Origin of the sequence: Nitrosococcus wardiae (genome assembly GCF_004421105.1) — a bacterium.
GTDB classification, from domain to species: Bacteria; Pseudomonadota; Gammaproteobacteria; order Nitrosococcales; family Nitrosococcaceae; genus Nitrosococcus; species Nitrosococcus wardiae.
In genome coordinates this window covers 1348880-1365793 of the sequence record NZ_CP038033.1, presented here as the reverse complement: position 1 = coordinate 1365793, position 16914 = coordinate 1348880, and the positions used below count along the sequence as shown (strand labels likewise).

The window sequence follows — 16914 nt, the reverse complement described above, 5'->3', positions numbered from 1 at the left end:
CGGCCAACATCGAGCTAATGAGGGGAGTAAATAGGCCAAGATTGGATGCATTGCCTTTAAGCTGCAGGTAAGTTAATGGTGTTAATGCTGTCCTCGTCCAAGGACACATTAGCTCCGGCAGAGTCGATGATGCTGACTACCTGATTTTGGTTCACGATCTGAATTTGATCTGCAAAGTACTGGTTAACCCGGAAATACTGGTTGACTTGTAAAGGAAAACCCCTTTGGCTTCCCTGGCGGTAGGGGACAATCCAGCCCCACAGCCAACCGCCACGTATCGCAGCTCTCTCCTGGGGATCCAAAGTTCTGCTTTCATTCAAATCTCTGATAGTAATGATTGCCATTGATTTTCTCCTGCTCGATAAATCATCCCAATTTTACTCAAATATTTTGCATAAAGTGCGCCATTTTTATCAGTTTCTCAAAAAAATATAAGTCACTGTATTATAGATAAAAAACTAACCCTTCTCTTACCGCAAGAAGCAATGACTAGGCAAATGTTGGTTTATAAATAACAGTCAATCTAGGCCTACTTGCCTTTTAGCAACAAAACACCCCCTTATCCCACTCAGAAGGAGGTCACCGTCTGGGGCAAAAGAAGGAGTAGAAAGCCAAACCATAACTAAAGACCTGATTTATATAATCTTATCTTTTCTGTCCTTTCCTCGCTTTTTTTCAGAGCAAGGGGGCGGAAAATAAGCTGGGAATGAGAGAATTCTGAGAAGAAAAACCTTGATTTGATATCTTCACCTTCACCCAACTATAGAACTGACCCAGGTCAACAACAGAAATCCTGAAAGGAATTCGTTTTGCTCAAGTTAGTCATTGCGGGCGCAAACGGTTTAATCGAGAATATATTGCAGAAGGGATCTGCATGAGCAACATGAACCTCATTTTGAACTTGTAATTGTCCCCTCAGTCTCCTATGATACAAAGCGCTAGAGTATTAAGGATCGCGTTTTCGTGTTAGCGTAGTAGTTTTTGTCTTTCCTTCCGAATTCATTTCTGCTCCAACTCGTTCGCCCTGCAATACTCAGTTCTACCCACTGGCATTTCTAACAAGAATGTCGGGCAGTTATATCATTTTTTTGAGAGTTTTCTATGTCAGAACAGCAGACAGGAACCGTGAAATGGTTCAATGATTCAAAGGGTTATGGGTTTATACAACGGGAAGGCGGTGGTGATTTATTTGTTCACTACCGTTCCATCGTTGGCCAAGGCCACAAAACCCTCAAGGAAGGTCAACAGGTTAGCTTTGTTGAAGTACAAGGCCATAAAGGCCCCCAAGCCGACAATGTTGTTGTTTTATAAAAATAATATCCCTTTTAGAAGAAGCCGGCTCTGGGAGCCGGCTTCTTCTTGCTCCCTATTTTTTTAGAGAGGCTCAATGATCACACTTTTCGTGCGTGGTTTGCCCGCAAGTACAACCGAGGAGAACCTTACCGCTTTGTTCGCTAATTACGGTACCGTGCGCTCTTTGACTCTACGTAAAGATTTATTTACTGGCCAAGCACGTGGCACCGCTCTAATCGATATGGAAGGCCATGAAGCCCGTGCTGCTATTGCGGCATTGGACGGTTCAGAGTTCCAAGGCCGTACCATTTATGTGGGCCAGAGTAAAGAGAATAAACGGCGCGGCCGCGGCGGCAGGCGCCGCCGCTAACTTGCTACTTGATTCCTAAACACCTCCCTGGGTTTTGGCAAAATTCCAATACCTGGATGGTGCCCCATTTGCTTTTTACCGAATATTTAGATTACCAGGATTTTATTACATGGCATCTTCTCCAGAAGCCCTATTTTTTGATAACTTTGCTATCAGCGCTCCTATTCTACAAGCCATCAAACAGGTAGGATATGAGACCCCTACCCAGATTCAAGCGAGGGCGATCCCTCATCTTTTGGCAGGCTGTGACCTAATGGGGCAGGCCCAAACCGGCACTGGCAAAACCGCAGCGTTTGCCATCCCTATTTTGAACCGACTGGCATTGGCGCGGAAAGAGCCCCAAGCACTGGTCTTAGTTCCAACGCGGGAGCTAGCCATTCAAGTGGCAGAGGCATTTCAAACGTATGCTCGGTATCTGGAAGACTTTTGTGTCCTTCCCATTTACGGCGGCCAATCCATGGGAAATCAGTTACGCCAACTGAAACGGGGCGTTCACGTGATCGTGGGTACCCCAGGCAGGATCATGGATCACCTGCGGCGCAAAAGCCTGTTACTAGATAAATTGGCGACGGTGGTCTTAGACGAAGCCGATGAGATGTTAAAAATGGGATTCATCGAAGATGTGGAGTGGATTTTAGGACACATGCCCACGGAGCGGCAGACGGCACTTTTTTCCGCAACCATGCCAAGTTCCGTTCGTCATATCGCAAGCCGCCATTTGCATAATCCCCATGATATTAAAATCAAGGGGCAAACCGCGTCTCTCCCTACCATCAATCAGCGCTATTGTCTGGTTTCCGATTTACATAAATTAGATGCTCTCACCCGGATGCTAGAGGTGGAGGAATATGATGCCACAATTATCTTTGTTCGCACCAAAATAGCGACGGAGGAACTGGCAAAAAAATTGTCGGCACGGGGTTATGCGGCAGCAGCACTGAATGGGGATATGGCCCAGGCACAGCGGGAAAAAGTCATCGGTCAACTCAAAAAAAATGCTCTCGACATCATTGTCGCCACTGATGTGGCTGCCCGTGGCTTGGATGTGAAGCGAATCAGCCATGTCGTCAATTACGACATTCCCTACGATACCGGGACTTACATCCACCGTATTGGCCGTACGGGTCGCGCAGGCCGCACCGGGACAGCAACCCTGTTTGTTGCCCCCCGCGAGCGGCGGATGTTGAGCGCTATCAAAAAGGTAACGGGACAACCCCTTTATGAAATGCCACTACCCAGTCACCAGCAAATCATAGACCGGCGTATTGAACAATTTAAGCAACAGATTATGGGAACCTTGGAAAGGGAAGATTTGGCTACATTCCGCCACTTGCTTCAACAATGGATTGAACAGGAAAATCTCTCCGCGCTGGATGTGGCCGCGGCATTGACCTATTCCATGCAACGTGAACGTCCGTTAGCAGGGCCTCCATTAGAGGAATCGGCTATTCATGACAAAACACTCCATAAGCCGGTTAAGAAAAAGGCCAAAAAGATGGCCGCTTTAAAGGCAACAAGAAGAAGTGAGGCAAAAAGCAAGAAATTCCATAAAAAGACAGTGAAAAAACGAAAAGATTTTCGTCATTCTTATCTCAACAATACCCACCACCCTTCCACTCCCTAACCCCCCAAAAGGGGGGAACGCCCCGAACCTGGTAGCCTGGGTCCGGGGCAATGAGGACATTGTAGCTAGTTTAAGGTAAGGGCAAGATTTGGTAAGTGGTACTCATCCCTGCCTCGATATGGTCAGCGACATGACAGTGGTATAGCCACTCCCCAGGATTATCGGCCTCCATATCGGCCGTAATCATCGAGGCAGGCAATAATTCCAATACATCCGTCCGTCGCGCCACATGGGGTGCCCCTACCCATACCGTTTCGCCATGCCAGTGGGGGGTATGGAGATCCACTTCATTGCCCATCCCAAGCACATGCCAACGCACTCGGTCACCCTGCTTCGCAACTAATCCGGGAAGATTCCCAAAAACATATCCATTGATGCCATGCATAAGCCCTGCCTCTTCACCCTCCAACTTGTCGAAGATAAAGAAAGCCGTCACGAACTCCTGATCCACATCCCTCGGGCTGCCATCCCCATTGGCCATGCCATAACGGGTGATAATGATGGGACCTAGAAGACCGGCATTGGTGTCGGCAGGCGTATCCACATGGGAGTGGTACCACCATACCTTTGAAGATAGATCGCCCCTGGCGGGTCCGCTGTCTTCATCGGCGATCCAGGTATAATCAAAACATTCACCGGCAGGAACACGGGCTCCTACTCCTGGGAGAGTATTGGTCGAATTCACCCCAAAATAGGGGGCTCCCTCGTTATCTTTCGTATACCGCAGGCCATGGGGGTGCATGCTATAGGTGCCGTTTGCCGTCAGATTGCAAAAATGCACCTTGACGGTGTCGCCCACCTCCGCTCGGATAATGGGCCCCAAAATACCCAGCCACTCAGGTTGAGGTTGAGGGATGGTAAAAGTTTCATCCGTGTACTCTACGTAGCGAACTGCGGGGAAAGTATGACTATCCGCCCAGGGCTCTGGCAAAGAACAGAGATTTTGTCGATCCGAACAACGGATGAGATTCTGATTAGTGGGTGCGAAATCCCACTCTACTTCTTGGGCCGCGATGTAATAATGCCGAATGGCACCTGCTCCGGGAGCAGAACCCACCGAACTTTCTCTCAGAAAAGGTGAGAGCTGGAGCAAATGGCCGGCGTCATTCCCACTGGCAGGCAGCGACCCTAGCAGCAACAAGCCCCCCAGCAGAGCCCCTCCTGGTTGGATGTGAAATACCATGGCAACCCCCTTTGTAATAATAATGATTATCATTAATTTTATCTAATACAAACAAGAGATTGCAACTTCGAACTTGTAACGGCTCCTATTCTTATTTAGCCTGAATTTTTCACCACCAAGACACAAAGGACACGAAGGTAAGGGAATCTCAGTCAGTGGGGAGAAATTGATGGATAGGCTCATTGCTTCAGAAAGCTTGAGATTCAGCCTGCATCCCTATGGTATTATGGGCTAACTTTTACGAACCATCCCACGGCATGATCCACGGCTTACCTGATTTTACCGCCGCCCAGGTATTGATAATTGGCGATGTAATGTTGGACCGTTACTGGCACGGTGCTACCTCACGCATCTCGCCAGAGGCTCCTGTACCCGTGGTCCATGTCACCGGCCGAGAAGAACGGCCTGGTGGGGCAGGCAATGTAGCAGTTAATGTAGCGGCACTAGGAGCTCAGACAACACTGCTAGGATTGATTGGCACGGATGAGGCTGCCGCTACGCTGCAGTCTTTGCTCACTCGCCAGGGAGTCCACTGCCGCTTGGAAGGTGTTGCCAATATGGCCACGATCACCAAACTGCGAGTGATCAGTCACCACCAACAGCTGCTCCGTTTGGATTTTGAAGACGGCTTAGTTCCTGCCTACAGCGAGGCATTACTGCCTGCCTATAACACTGCCCTAGACAACAAGCCTGTGGTGATTCTCTCCGATTATGGCAAAGGGACCCTGCAAGCGCCCCAACGGTTAATTGCCCTCGGCCAGGAAGCCGGAGTGCCCATTCTTATCGATCCCAAAGGTGCTGATTTCTCTCGCTATTATGGCGCCAGCATCATCACCCCCAACCTGGCTGAATTTGAAGCCGTAGTTGGGCCTTGCGCCGACGAGACAACCCTCATTGAAAAAGGAGAGCAGTTACGGCAACAACTAGCCCTTGAGGCCTTACTTATTACCCGCGGCGAGCAGGGGATGACCCTGTTACAGCAAGGGCACGCCCCCCTTCATCTGCCCACCGAGGCACGAGAGGTCTTTGATGTCACTGGGGCTGGAGATACCGTAATTTCAGTGCTGGGCACCGCCCTGGCAGCGGGCAGCACCTTTAAGGAGGCCACCACCCTTGCCAATCTAGCCGCGGGGATCGTCGTGGGGAAATTGGGTACGGCCAGCGTGACCCGTGATGAACTACAAAGGGTCCTCCATCCTATGACAACCCGCCGAGGAATCCTCACTGAAGAAGAACTGCTGAATCTCATCCATCTGGCTCGGAGTCGAGGTGAACGGATTGTGATGACCAATGGCTGCTTTGACATTCTTCATCCAGGCCATGTGGGCTACTTAGCTGAAGCACGCCAACGGGGAGATCGGCTGATTGTCGCCGTCAACGACGATGCCTCGGTCCAGCGCCTCAAGGGCAAAGACCGGCCGGTAAACAATCTTGCCCAACGCATGGCGGTTTTGTCGGCGCTCCATGACGTGGACTGGGTCGTCCCTTTCTCAGAGGATACCCCGGCGCGGCTAATTGAACGGGTGCTACCCGACATCTTAGTGAAGGGCGGCGACTACACCCCCGAGCAGGTAGCAGGGGGCAAGGCTGTTGTTGCCAATGGCGGAAAAGTCATCATCCTCAATTACCAGCGAGGTTGTTCTACCAGCCAGATCATTGAGACTATTCGCAAAGGCTAAGGAGGCTCGTTCTTGATTATTGTCACTGGCGGCGCTGGCTTTATTGGCAGCAATATTATCAAGGCCCTAAATCAGCGCGGGCGCGAAGATATTTTGGTGGTCGATGACCTAACCCGGGGAGAAAAATTTATCAATCTGGTGGACCGTGAGATCTGGGACTATTGGGATAAAGAACAATTTCTACACACCATAAAAGCTGGAAAGGGTTTTCCTCACCTACCAGAGGCAATTGTACATCAGGGCGCTTGCAGCTCCACGACGGAATGGAATGGGCGCTATATGATGGAAAACAACTTCCACTATTCCAAGCGCCTGTTACATTATTGCTTGGAACGCCGCATCCCCTTCCTTTATGCCTCTAGCGCGGCAGTCTATGGCCACGGCCTGACCTTTCGCGAGCGCCGGGAATTTGAGGCCCCACGCAATGTCTATGGTTATTCTAAATTTCTTTTCGACCAATACGTCCGGCGTTGCCTACCGACGGCTCCCAGCCAGATCGTTGGCTTTCGCTACTTTAATGTTTATGGTCCCCGGGAAACCCACAAAGGCCCCATGGCCAGTGTCGCCTACCATGCCCATTGCCAGCTTAAAGAAACCGGCCGCATCAAGCTGTTTGAAGGCTGCGATGGCTACGGACACGGCGAACAACGGCGTGATTTCATCTATGTTGCTGATGTGGCTGCGGTCAGCCTCTGGTTCCTGGAACATCCCCACTGCTCAGGGATCTTTAATGTGGGCACAGGCCAAGCCCAAACTTTCAATGAAGTAGCTCGTGCTGTACTCGCCTTTCATGGGCGCGGTGAAATTGAGTACATTCCATTCCCCGATCATTTGCGGGGGCGTTATCAAAGCTTTACCCAAGCGGATATGAGCGCCCTACGGGCAGCAGGCTATACTGCACCTTTCGCTCCGGTTGAGGAAGGGGTAAAAACCTACCTGGACTGGTTAAGCAAAAATCAAGGCTAGCCTATTTCCAAACCAGCGGGTTTTCTGTTAGTGCCGGTTTCACTTTCAATCTTGCGGGCTCTCTATAACCTCTTGTTCTATTCGCTCACCCCGCTGGTGGTGATGCGCCTTCTATGGCGGGGTTACCGTGCTCCGGCCTATCTCCATCGCTGGAAAGAACGGTTTGGCTTTGTCCCCTCCCTAGCCGGGAGAGCAGTCATTTGGGTCCATGCCGTATCCGTAGGAGAGGTCCAAGCAAGCCTGCCTTTAGTACGGGCTCTGCTTCACCATTACCCCCACCACATAGTATTGTTAACCACCATGACACCCACAGGCTCCACACAGGTGCGAAAGAGCCTGGGAGAGCAAGTAGCCCATTGCTACCTACCCTATGATTTACCCGATGCCATTGCCCGTTTCCTCCAGCGAGTTCAACCCCAATGGGGGGTTATCCTGGAAACAGAGCTTTGGCCCAACCTCTTGCGCCAGTGCCAACGCCGCAGGATCCCGCTAATACTCGCCAATGCCCGCCTTTCGGAACGCTCGGCGCGAGGCTATTCCCGCTTGGGAGCGTTTTCCCGAGATATGTTGTCTGATCTAGCCTTTATTGCGGCCCAGGGAAAAACCGATGCCGAACGCTTTATTGCCCTTGGAGCGCCCCCTGAGCGAGTTCAGGTAACCGGCAATCTCAAGTTTGAACTCAAACTCCCCTCTCACCTGGAATCTCAGGGAGCCCTATTACGGCGCCAATGGGGTCGGTCACGCCCCCTTTGGATCGCCGCCAGCACCCATGAGGGGGAAGAAGAACAGATCCTAACTGCCTTCAAACAGGTGCAGCAATCCTATCCAACAACCCTACTCGTCCTGGTGCCACGGCATCCCGAACGATTCGCTCGTGTCCATCACTTATGCCAACGACAAGGCTTTATTACCCAACTTCGCAGTGAACAACGAGCTTGCGATCCGGCTACGGAGATTTTCATCGGTGACACTATGGGGGAACTCCCCTTATTCTTCGCGGCCTCCGATGTTGCCTTTCTCGGAGGCAGCCTAGTCCCTGTTGGGGGACATAATCCTTTGGAACCTGCCGCCCTAAAACGGCCCATCATTCTCGGGCCCCATATGTTCAATTTTAATGAGATCAGCCAACGGTTACTGGCGGCCGGTGCGGCTATCCAAGTACAAACCATTGAGGAGCTGGCCCAGACTGTCCAGCATTATTTCGACGATCCTCAACTCCGTGGGAAGGCAGGCAAAGCGGGACGGCAGGTGATTGCCCAAAACCAGGGAGCATCAAGTAAAATACTAGAGTTGATGACTACCCTCGCTGGAGTTTCGCCATGACGAAAGGGTTAAGTTTTAGGTTTTAAGTGTTCAGGGTTAATACTAATTTAACCAAATCTCTTAATACTTAGAACTTACACACCGCATGACTAGGGGAGCCCTCGTACGTCCTGGCACTCCTTCAATGCAACCACTCATTAATTTTCTCCAAATCTTCTGGAGCGATAATACCCGCCCCTTGCTTCAGACGCAGCGTATCGAGGATGTATTCATAGCGGGAGCGAGAGTGATCACGGAGGGCACGAAACAAATCACGCCGTATATTGAGGACATCTACCGTAGTACGGGTCCCCACTTCAAAGCCGGCTTCGGTCGCTTCGAGAGAGCTCTCATTGGAAACAATGGCCTGCTGCAAGGCCTTAACCTGACTCACTTCAGAGATGACGCCCAAAAAAGCCTCACGGGTCTGGCGGACCACCTGTCTACGGGCCTGTTCTAACTGCTCCAAGGCCTGTTCCAGCCGGTGCTGAGCTTCGCGGGTACGAGATACTACTGCGCCCCCCTGGAAAAGCGGTAGGTTAAACCGTAACCCAATCACATTTTGATCGACTTGGACACCGCCAAATCTCCCCCCTCCCGTCACATTGGTGGAGTTAGCACCCACAATATCTAGAGAGGGATAATGCCCCGACTTTTCTCGCTCTATCTCTTGGCGGGCGTTCTCTACCGCCGCCGCTGAAGCATCAATCTGCGGGTTTTGCTGAAGCGCAGTCTCAGCCCATTCGTCAATGTTCATGGGATCAGGCCGGAGTAAAGGGGCGTCTTTTTCCAAATCTTCTAGTTCCCGAAAGTATTGCCCCGTCACCTCCCGCAGTCGCTCATGGGCATTGGAAAGGGCATTCTCAGCAGCGATTTCCTGGGAAACTGCAAGGTCATAGGCGGCCTGGGCTTCATTAACGTCAACGATCGTATCCAGCCCCACTTCGAAACGCTGCCGAGTCTGCTCCATCTGCTTATCAATGGCCTCTTTTTCCGCCCGGGCAAATTCTAGTTCACTCTGGGCAGTGAGCACATCGAAATAGCGCTCCGCCGCCCGGACCAATAATGCCTGTTCCTCGGCCACCAAATCAGCCTGGGCCTGGGCGATAGTGGCATCCGCCTGCTTGAGGCGGACAAAGTTTTCCCGCCGGTACAGAGGCTGGGTCAAACTAAGGGTATAGCCCCAATTATTAAAGACGCCCTCAAAGCCGGGAAAAGGCTGTTGCTCAAGCAACTCGATTGTCTGGAAAGTCCGATCATAATTGGAGGAAATATCCACAACCGGTAAAAACAAGGCCCTCGCCTGGGGCTTGGCTTCTAATGCGGCCCGCACTGCCGCCACCTGGGCCCGCAATTGGGGATCATTCGCCCTTGCCAAGCGATAGACCTCTAGTAGATCGGAGGCTTGGGCAAGCCCAGGGATCACTAGACCAAACATGAATAGCACAAGACATTTTTTGATAAAAGACACGAGTTTCAGTTCAATAAATAAGAGTCTATTTCCTGAGTTAAGGGCTTCCTTTAGCTAAAAAACAAATTTTGGCTTGGGCTTACTGTGAAGCAGCGGTGGTATGACCGTTTCAAACAACCCCTCACGGGACCACTCCTTCTCACCCACCCGGGTGATCAGCACCGCTTCCATCACCGGCGCCTGGCCCAAAACTACAAACAAACGCCCCTCCAATTTGAGTGCTTCCAGAAAAGCATTGGGTACACTGGGGAGAGAGCCCGTCACAGCGATGGCATCAAATGGCCCGCCCTGAGACCAACCCCGGGATGCATCCCCCACCTGCAAAGAGACATTCTTTAGCTGCCACTCAGCCAGACGCTGCAATTCAGGAAAAATATCAACACTAGTCACGTACTCAGCCAGACCTGCCATGACCGCTGTCAGGTAGCCGGTTCCTGTCCCTATCTCTAGGACCGAATCCCGTTCTTTAAGCTCCAATGCCTGCAGCAAACGACCCTCAATTTTGGGCGGCAACATCACCTGCCCCTGCCCAATGGGTATTTGAATATCAGCGTAAGCCAAATTCCTAAACGCTGGCGGAACAAAATCTTCCCGAGGTACAGCAGCCAGCCGATCCAATACTCGCTGATCGAGCACTTCCCAAGGCCGGACCTGCTGTTCCACCATATTGAAGCGAGCTTGCTCCAGGTTCATCGACTCCTCACCTTAAATAACTATAGGGCGTCTAAGAGTAAGGGCTTTTTTCAGGCGGCGCAACAAAGGACACTCAAATTAGAATTATTATTATCTACTACTTATCCGTTTGCGGATCACGAAATGATACTGGCCTTCTTCCTCACGGGCTTCCAAAAGCTCATTCTCGGTAATGCGGGCAAAGGCCTTCACATCTTTTAAGGAGCCTGGATCCGTAGCCACCACATAAAGGGTTTGTCCACCTTCCAGAGTCTCTAGAGCTTTACGGATCCGCAACACGGGCAGAGGACAGGGTAAACCAATAGCATTGAGCTCAGCGTCGTAATCAGGCATGGTGGTTTGACTCTGAAATGAATGGATAGCAACCCATTTCTTTAGTTAAAAAAAGACTAAATTATAAACTAAAAACACTACCATAGAAGAGAGATAGGTGGGTTAGCTGAACCGGGCTGGCCAGGCTGAGTCTATGATTTAATATTAACGTTAATCAGGGATGCGGAAATTACCAGTGCGATTGTTGAGCACACTATTATGGGCCGTCATTTTGTTGACGGTGCCAATCCTAAAGGCCGATGAAATTGAACTACCAGAAATCGGTGATCATTCGGGAGTTGCCCTATCACCCGAACAAGAACGCAGCATTGGGCAGGCTTTTATGCGCCGCCTGCGTAATTCGGTGACGATTATCGAAGATCCAGAAGTAGCGACGTATGTCCAATCATTAGGGTATCGGCTGGTTGCGAATAGCGATAACCCCGGGCAAGGATTCACTTTCTTTGTCATTCAGGATTCGACTATCAATGCCTTTGCCGCCCCAGGGGGATATATTGGCATCCACTCCGGGCTTATTGAAAATTCCCAAACAGAGAGCGAGCTGGCGGCGGTACTGGCCCATGAAATCGCCCATATCACCCAACGCCACTTGGCCCGTGCCTTTGAACAACGCCGCCGCTTGAGCCTGCCCATGACCGCCGCGATAGTGGCTGCTATCATTATGGGCACCCAGAGCCCTGATGCCGGTCTTGCTGGATTAGCCGCTGCTCAGGCCGGTGCTGCTCAGCTCCAAATCAACTTTACCCGTTCCAATGAAAAAGAAGCCGACCGAGTAGGGATGCAAACCCTAGTACGGGCTGGCTTCGACCCTTTTGCCATGCCCGCTTTCTTCGAGCGCCTCCACCAGGTCAGCCGTTACTACGGAACCCGACCGCCAGAATTTCTCAGCACCCACCCGGTGACCAGCAACCGTATTGCGGATGCCATGGGCCGTGCTGAAACCCTCAACCCCCATCCCGTAAAGGATCATCTCCAGTTTCATCTGGTACGGGCTAAACTCCAAGTTCTGGCTAGTGATAATCATGAACAAACGGTGCGCCAGTTTAGAGAGGCCTTAGAGACGGGCCGCTATCGGAATGAAGCGGCCACCCGCTATGGCTATGCGCTAGCTTTGGTCGCCACAGGAGATTCGAGCGAGGCGCGACGGCAAATTTTACAGTTGCTTAAAAAAGACGGTGACAATCTAGCCTACCGGCTCGCCCTCGCTCGCGTGGAAGCAGCCGCTGGCCGCTTTGAAACCGCTTTTAAAGTTTATAAGGAAGCCCAAGCGCTATATCCTGATGACTATGCTGTCGTTATCAACTATGCCCATGCCTTGTTGCAGGGTCACCGCCCCCAGGCCGCCCGGGATCTACTAAGGCGTCAGATCCAGTCAGGCGTAGACACAGGGCAAATCTACCACTTAATGGCTCAAGCGGAAGGGGATGCCGGCAACCGCGCAGAGGCCCACCGTTGGTTGGCCGAGTACCACTATTACAATGGGCAGACTAATATGGCAATCAAGCACTTGCAGTTGGCTAGCAAAGCAGCGAGTAACGACTTCTACGAACGCTCCAAGATCGAAGCCCGTCTGCGGCAACTGCAAATGGAAATCAAGGCCGAAGAAGATTCGTAATCTTTTCCGGTCCGAGGGGGCGATATTTAGACCAATCTAGGAGCGGTTGAATCTAGGAGCGGTTGATAGAAAAAATGCGGATTCCTATTTAGTGAACTTCTCCCAGGATATGATTTAAAATGCATTACTTAATGCCATCGCAAATTTTGCCTCAGCAATTATCTTGCACTTTAAGTGGCAGATAACCAACGCCAGTTAACCACTCAATCAAAGGAGTTTGGGTATGTGGATAAAACCTGCTTACTGTGACCTGCGCTTTGGCTTCGAAGTCACCATGTACATTTGCCATCGGTAATTGGAACCCGGTTCAAGTCTCTCCCGGACCTGAGCCCGGGAGAGACTTTTGACTCCTTAGGGCAAGCCAAGCGATGTTAATCCACGTTCTAGGTGCAGCCGCGGGCGGGGGCTTTCCCCAGTGGAATTGCAACTGCTACAACTGCAGCCGTCTGCGTAAGGGCGAGTTCAAGGGGCAAGCACGCTCCCAGTCCTCGGTTGCAGCCAGCACCAACGGTAGCGATTGGGTGCTTTTCAACACCTCTCCGGATATTCTCAAACAACTCCAAAGTTTTCCTGCTATCCAACCGGGTCGAGGACTCCGGGATACCGGTATCTGCGGCATTGTGCTTATTGACAGCCAAATCGACCATACCACTGGACTGCTGATGCTGCGGGAACATCACCAACCCTTGGAAGTATACTGCACTGAACCGGTCTACCAGGACCTCACTACCGGTAATCCCCTGTTTAAAGTGCTGGATCATTACTGCACGGTGAATTGGCATCCAATTCGACTGCCCCGGGAAGATGCGCCCGGCGAGGCTTTTCAAGTGGAAGGCCTGGAAGGGCTGCGCTTAGTGCCGGTCCCTCTACGCAGCGAGGCCCCGCCCTATTCCCCCCATCGCCATAATTATCATGTAGGGGACACCATCGGCGTGCTGATGGAGGATTTGACCACTCAAAAACGCTTATTTTACGCGCCAGGTCTGGGACAGATTGAAAGCCATATCCTTTCCTTGATGGCAGAGGCCGACTGTCTGCTTGTCGATGGGACCTTCTGGGCCGAGGATGAGATGGAACAAGCAGGAATTAGCCAGAAACGCGCCGCCGAAATGGGCCACCTTCCTCAATGGGGGCCAGGGGGCATGATGAGCCTCATGGCTCCCCTCACTAACCCCCGAAAAATCCTCATTCATATCAACAACACCAATCCCATCCTGGACGAAGAATCGCCGGAGCGGGCCCAACTAGAGGCGGCGGGGATTGAGGTAGCTTTTGATGGCATGGACATTATCCTCTAGTAACAAGGAGGGGAATATGGCGGAACAAAAACCCTGGAGCCGCGAAGAATTCGAACAAAAGCTACGGGATAAAGAGTGTTTCTACCACCTCCATCACCCTTTCCACATCCTAATGAACAGGGGCAAGTTGAACCAACAACAGGTCCAAGGCTGGGTCGCCAACCGTTTTTACTATCAAACCAGCATTCCCATCAAGGATGCTGCCATCCTGGCCAACTGTCCCCAGCGCTCAGTGCGGCGACATTGGATACAGCGGATCCTAGACCATGATGGTTATGGAGAAGACGTGGGGGGTATCGAAGCCTGGTTTCAGCTAGGCGAAGCCGTAGGGTTAGCACGGGAAGAGCTGGAATCTCAGCAGCATGTCTTACCGGGAGTGCGCTTTGCCATTGACGCCTATGTCAACTTTGCCCGCCGTGCCACCTGGCAGGAAGCAGCCTGCTCATCCCTGACGGAATTATTTGCGCCTTCGCTTCATCAGCAGCGCCTAGATAATTGGCCCCGCTATTACCCTTGGATTAAAGCGGAAGGCTACCATTATTTTCGCAAACGCCTTAACGAAGCCCGGCGGGATGTGCAACATGGCCTAGAGATTACCTTGGATTACTTCCAAGATCGTGCCCAACAGGAAAGGGCCTTAGGGATCTTGCAGTTCAAATTGGATGTGCTGTGGACTATGCTGGATGCCATGTGGATGGCGTATATTGAAAACCGTCCCCCCTATCACACGGAGGTCTAACCCAAGTCATGCACGATGACAGCATTCCCACCCTGGCTTCTAGCTACCGTTTCCAATGGGAAAAAGCACAAAATTGTTACGTCCTGCTCTACCCAGAGGGCATGGTTAAACTGAACCCCAGCGCCGCCGAAATACTCAAACATTGCGATGGAACGCAAACCGTCAGGGCAATTATTGCTGCACTGCAGCAGCGATACCCGGATGCGGATCTAGAAGGTGATGTGCACGAATTTTTAGAGGTCGCCCATGGAAACGGTTGGATCGACTAAGGTTAACCACTTTACTGGAAATGACAGAGCTCAACCCCTGTGGCTGTTAGCGGAACTCAGCTATGCCTGTCCCCTGCAATGTCCTTACTGTTCCAACCCTTTGGATTTTGCCGATCACAGCAATGAGCTTACCACCGAGGACTGGCTGCGGGTGTTTCGCGAGGCCCGGGCCATGGGGGCCACTCAGCTTGGTTTTTCGGGTGGCGAACCCCTGCTACGGCGTGATTTAGAGGTATTGATCACTGAAGCGCGTAAACTTGGCTACTATACCAACTTAATCACCTCCGCTATGGGCATGGATGAAGAGCGGGTTGCTGCCTTTCAGGCCGCTCAACTCGACCATATCCAGATTAGTTTCCAAGCGTCCTCCGAAGGCCTCAATAATCAGCTTGCTGGCGCCAATGTCTTTCAACATAAACTGGCCATGGCCCGGGCCGTGAAAAAGCACGGCTATCCTATGGTGCTCTGCTTTGTCATCCACCGTTACAATATTGACCAGATGGAGCAAATTCTAGAGCTTGCCATTGAGCTTCAAGCGGACTATGTAGAGTTAGCCACAACCCAATATTACGGCTGGGCCTGGCACAACCGGGACTCCCTGCTCCCCACTCGGGAACAATTGACTCGGGCCGAAATCCTGGCCCATCAATACCAGGCCCGCATGAAAGGAAAGATGAAGATTTACTATGTGGTGCCGGATTATTACGAAAACCGGCCCAAGGCCTGTATGAACGGCTGGGGGAATATTTTCCTCACCATCGCCCCGGATGGGACCGCTCTTCCCTGCCATGCAGCTCGCCAACTCCCCGGGCTGAGCTTGCCTAATGTGAAAGATCATAGCATTGAATGGATTTGGCGGGAGTCGCCGGACTTTAATCTATTTCGGGGCCAAGGATGGATGAAGGAGCCTTGCCGGAGCTGTCCGGATCGTTTCAAGGATTTTGGGGGATGCCGCTGTCAAGCCTATTTGCTGACGGGCGATCCCCGCAATACCGATCCTGTTTGTAGCCTCTCACCCCACCATCAGATCGTAGCGGACGCCATAGCCACCGCTAACCGGCAAGCGCCTTCAGCAGCCAGCGAGACCCGCCCTTGGGTCTTCCGTAATCCACAGAATTCCAAAAAATTCTGTGCCTAATGGCCATCCCTGAAAGCGACAACGGGATCGCCATTGCCATCCAAGCCCAGGGACTGAGTAAACACTATGGCGACTTGCAAGCCGTCAAAGATCTTTACCTTACTATTCCCCATGGTCAATTCTACGGCTTGCTAGGCCCCAATGGCTCTGGCAAGACCACTACTATTCATATACTAACGACCTTGGTCCGGCCGACCGCCGGCCAGGCACGGGTGGCCGGTTTTGAGGTGACGACCCAACCCGTGGCGGTACGCCAGGCTATTGGTCTTGTCTTCCAAGAATCAGCCTTAGATCCCACTATGACGGTGGCAGAAAATCTTTGCTTTGCCGCTGCCCTCTACAGCCTTCCGCCGTCCTTGGCCAACCAGCGTATTGATGAATTGTTGACGCTATTTAATCTCCAAAATAAGCGTCAGCAACGACTCACCGCCCTCTCCGGCGGTATGCGGCGGGCCCTCGATATCGCCCGAGGGGTACTTCACCGTCCCCAAATCCTTTTCTTGGATGAACCCACGCTAGGCCTGGATATTCCTAACCGTCGCGCCATTTGGCGTTTTATCGAGCAACTGCGCCGGGAAGGCATGACGGTATTTCTCACCACCCATTACTTGGAAGAAGCCGAGGCCTGCGACCGAGTTGATTTTCTCAAACAGGGCCGCCTGATCTCTGGCGGCATCCCGGAACAGCTTACAGCTAAGCTGGGAGATTATATCCTCGAGTTAGAGTGTGGGGAGACGGAGGCAGTGGAAAACCGCCTGAAGGATAGACTCGGTTCGGCTTTACGGGAGCCTGGCTTCTTAAGTTTTCGAGTGACGGATCCCCAATTCTCCTTTGCCAACCTTCAAGAGGAGCTAGGCAGTACAGTAAGCGCTATGCGCTGGCGCCGCCCCAACTTGAATGACGTTTTCCTTTGGACCTTAAGCAATGGAGTGGGAGACTGA

The 16914-nt window shown here is 51.8% G+C and carries 18 protein-coding genes; 13 read left to right on the top strand and 5 right to left on the bottom strand.

The genetic code is table 11. The features are described from left to right. Positions 1-56: 56 nt before the first annotated feature. Positions 57-344: a hypothetical protein gene (locus E3U44_RS06725; protein ID WP_134357346.1), complete on the bottom strand. Its 288-nt coding sequence runs from the start codon at positions 342-344 to the stop codon at positions 57-59. A gap of 757 nt (positions 345-1101) precedes the next feature. Here E3U44_RS06725 and E3U44_RS06720 point away from each other — a divergent pair. The 3 genes from E3U44_RS06720 (at position 1102) to E3U44_RS06710 (ending at position 3287) form a co-directional block, all read left to right on the top strand. Next, on the top strand, positions 1102-1311 hold the full coding sequence (locus E3U44_RS06720; RefSeq protein ID WP_134357345.1) for a cold-shock protein: 210 nt from the start codon (positions 1102-1104) through the stop codon (positions 1309-1311). 76 nt (positions 1312-1387) lie between these two features. Further along, positions 1388-1663, top strand: coding sequence for an RNA recognition motif domain-containing protein (locus E3U44_RS06715; protein WP_134357343.1), 276 nt, complete (start codon positions 1388-1390; stop codon positions 1661-1663). Between the two features lie 109 nt (positions 1664-1772). Beyond that, positions 1773-3287: a DEAD/DEAH box helicase gene (locus tag E3U44_RS06710; protein WP_134357342.1), complete on the top strand. Its 1515-nt coding sequence runs from the start codon at positions 1773-1775 to the stop codon at positions 3285-3287. 70 nt (positions 3288-3357) lie between these two features. Here the strand turns inward: E3U44_RS06710 and E3U44_RS06705 are convergent, their stop codons facing one another. Further along, a complete protein-coding gene (locus E3U44_RS06705) occupies positions 3358-4470 on the bottom strand; it encodes a multicopper oxidase domain-containing protein (protein ID WP_134357341.1) in 1113 nt (370 codons plus the stop codon). Positions 4471-4727: 257 nt separating this feature from the next. Here E3U44_RS06705 and hldE point away from each other — a divergent pair, with 257 nt between their 5' ends. From hldE to waaA, 3 genes are read left to right on the top strand one after another with little or no spacing between them, the layout of a single operon-like run. After that, positions 4728-6149 (top strand): bifunctional D-glycero-beta-D-manno-heptose-7-phosphate kinase/D-glycero-beta-D-manno-heptose 1-phosphate adenylyltransferase HldE, encoded by a 1422-nt coding sequence (hldE, locus tag E3U44_RS06700; RefSeq protein WP_134357339.1) that lies wholly within the window; start codon positions 4728-4730, stop codon positions 6147-6149. Between the two features lie 12 nt (positions 6150-6161). Beyond that, a complete protein-coding gene (gene rfaD, locus E3U44_RS06695; protein ID WP_134357338.1) occupies positions 6162-7115 on the top strand; it encodes an ADP-glyceromanno-heptose 6-epimerase in 954 nt (317 codons plus the stop codon). Positions 7116-7145: 30 nt separating this feature from the next. Then, a complete protein-coding gene (gene waaA / locus E3U44_RS06690; RefSeq protein ID WP_134357337.1) occupies positions 7146-8438 on the top strand; it encodes a lipid IV(A) 3-deoxy-D-manno-octulosonic acid transferase in 1293 nt (430 codons plus the stop codon). A gap of 121 nt (positions 8439-8559) precedes the next feature. Here waaA and E3U44_RS06685 read toward each other — a convergent pair whose 3' ends face one another. The 3 genes from E3U44_RS06685 to E3U44_RS06675 all read right to left on the bottom strand — a co-directional run bounded on the left by E3U44_RS06685 (position 8560) and on the right by E3U44_RS06675 (position 10914). After that, positions 8560-9888 (bottom strand): TolC family outer membrane protein, encoded by a 1329-nt coding sequence (locus E3U44_RS06685; protein WP_240761757.1) that lies wholly within the window; start codon positions 9886-9888, stop codon positions 8560-8562. A gap of 54 nt (positions 9889-9942) precedes the next feature. Beyond that, positions 9943-10581 carry a protein-L-isoaspartate O-methyltransferase family protein gene (locus tag E3U44_RS06680; protein ID WP_134357335.1) on the bottom strand — a complete coding sequence of 213 codons (639 nt, stop codon included), beginning with the start codon at positions 10579-10581 and terminating at the stop codon, positions 9943-9945. 90 nt (positions 10582-10671) lie between these two features. After that, positions 10672-10914 (bottom strand): sulfurtransferase TusA family protein, encoded by a 243-nt coding sequence (locus E3U44_RS06675; RefSeq protein ID WP_134357334.1) that lies wholly within the window; start codon positions 10912-10914, stop codon positions 10672-10674. A 175-nt stretch (positions 10915-11089) separates the two neighbouring features. On the opposite strand from E3U44_RS06675, the gene E3U44_RS06670 reads away from it, so the two are divergent. The 7 genes from E3U44_RS06670 to E3U44_RS06640 all read left to right on the top strand — a co-directional run bounded on the left by E3U44_RS06670 (position 11090) and on the right by E3U44_RS06640 (position 16914). After that, the gene (locus E3U44_RS06670; RefSeq protein ID WP_240761756.1) at positions 11090-12529 is read left to right on the top strand and encodes a beta-barrel assembly-enhancing protease; all 1440 of its coding nucleotides are present in this window, start codon (positions 11090-11092) and stop codon (positions 12527-12529) included. A gap of 223 nt (positions 12530-12752) precedes the next feature. Then, positions 12753-12824: a pyrroloquinoline quinone precursor peptide PqqA gene (gene pqqA, locus E3U44_RS06665; RefSeq protein ID WP_134359693.1), complete on the top strand. Its 72-nt coding sequence runs from the start codon at positions 12753-12755 to the stop codon at positions 12822-12824. A gap of 73 nt (positions 12825-12897) precedes the next feature. Then, positions 12898-13827 (top strand): pyrroloquinoline quinone biosynthesis protein PqqB, encoded by a 930-nt coding sequence (gene pqqB, locus E3U44_RS06660; protein ID WP_134357331.1) that lies wholly within the window; start codon positions 12898-12900, stop codon positions 13825-13827. A gap of 16 nt (positions 13828-13843) precedes the next feature. Continuing rightward, the gene (gene pqqC / locus E3U44_RS06655) at positions 13844-14566 is read left to right on the top strand and encodes a pyrroloquinoline-quinone synthase PqqC (protein WP_134357330.1); all 723 of its coding nucleotides are present in this window, start codon (positions 13844-13846) and stop codon (positions 14564-14566) included. 8 nt (positions 14567-14574) lie between these two features. After that, on the top strand, positions 14575-14835 hold the full coding sequence (pqqD, locus tag E3U44_RS06650) for a pyrroloquinoline quinone biosynthesis peptide chaperone PqqD (RefSeq protein WP_134357328.1): 261 nt from the start codon (positions 14575-14577) through the stop codon (positions 14833-14835). After that, positions 14813-15973: a pyrroloquinoline quinone biosynthesis protein PqqE gene (pqqE, locus tag E3U44_RS06645; RefSeq protein ID WP_134357327.1), complete on the top strand. Its 1161-nt coding sequence runs from the start codon at positions 14813-14815 to the stop codon at positions 15971-15973. The genes pqqD and pqqE overlap by 23 nt, the downstream gene beginning before the upstream one ends. After that, entirely contained in the window at positions 15973-16914 is a 942-nt protein-coding gene (locus E3U44_RS06640; protein ID WP_134357325.1) for an ABC transporter ATP-binding protein, read from the top strand. The genes pqqE and E3U44_RS06640 overlap by 1 nt, the downstream gene beginning before the upstream one ends.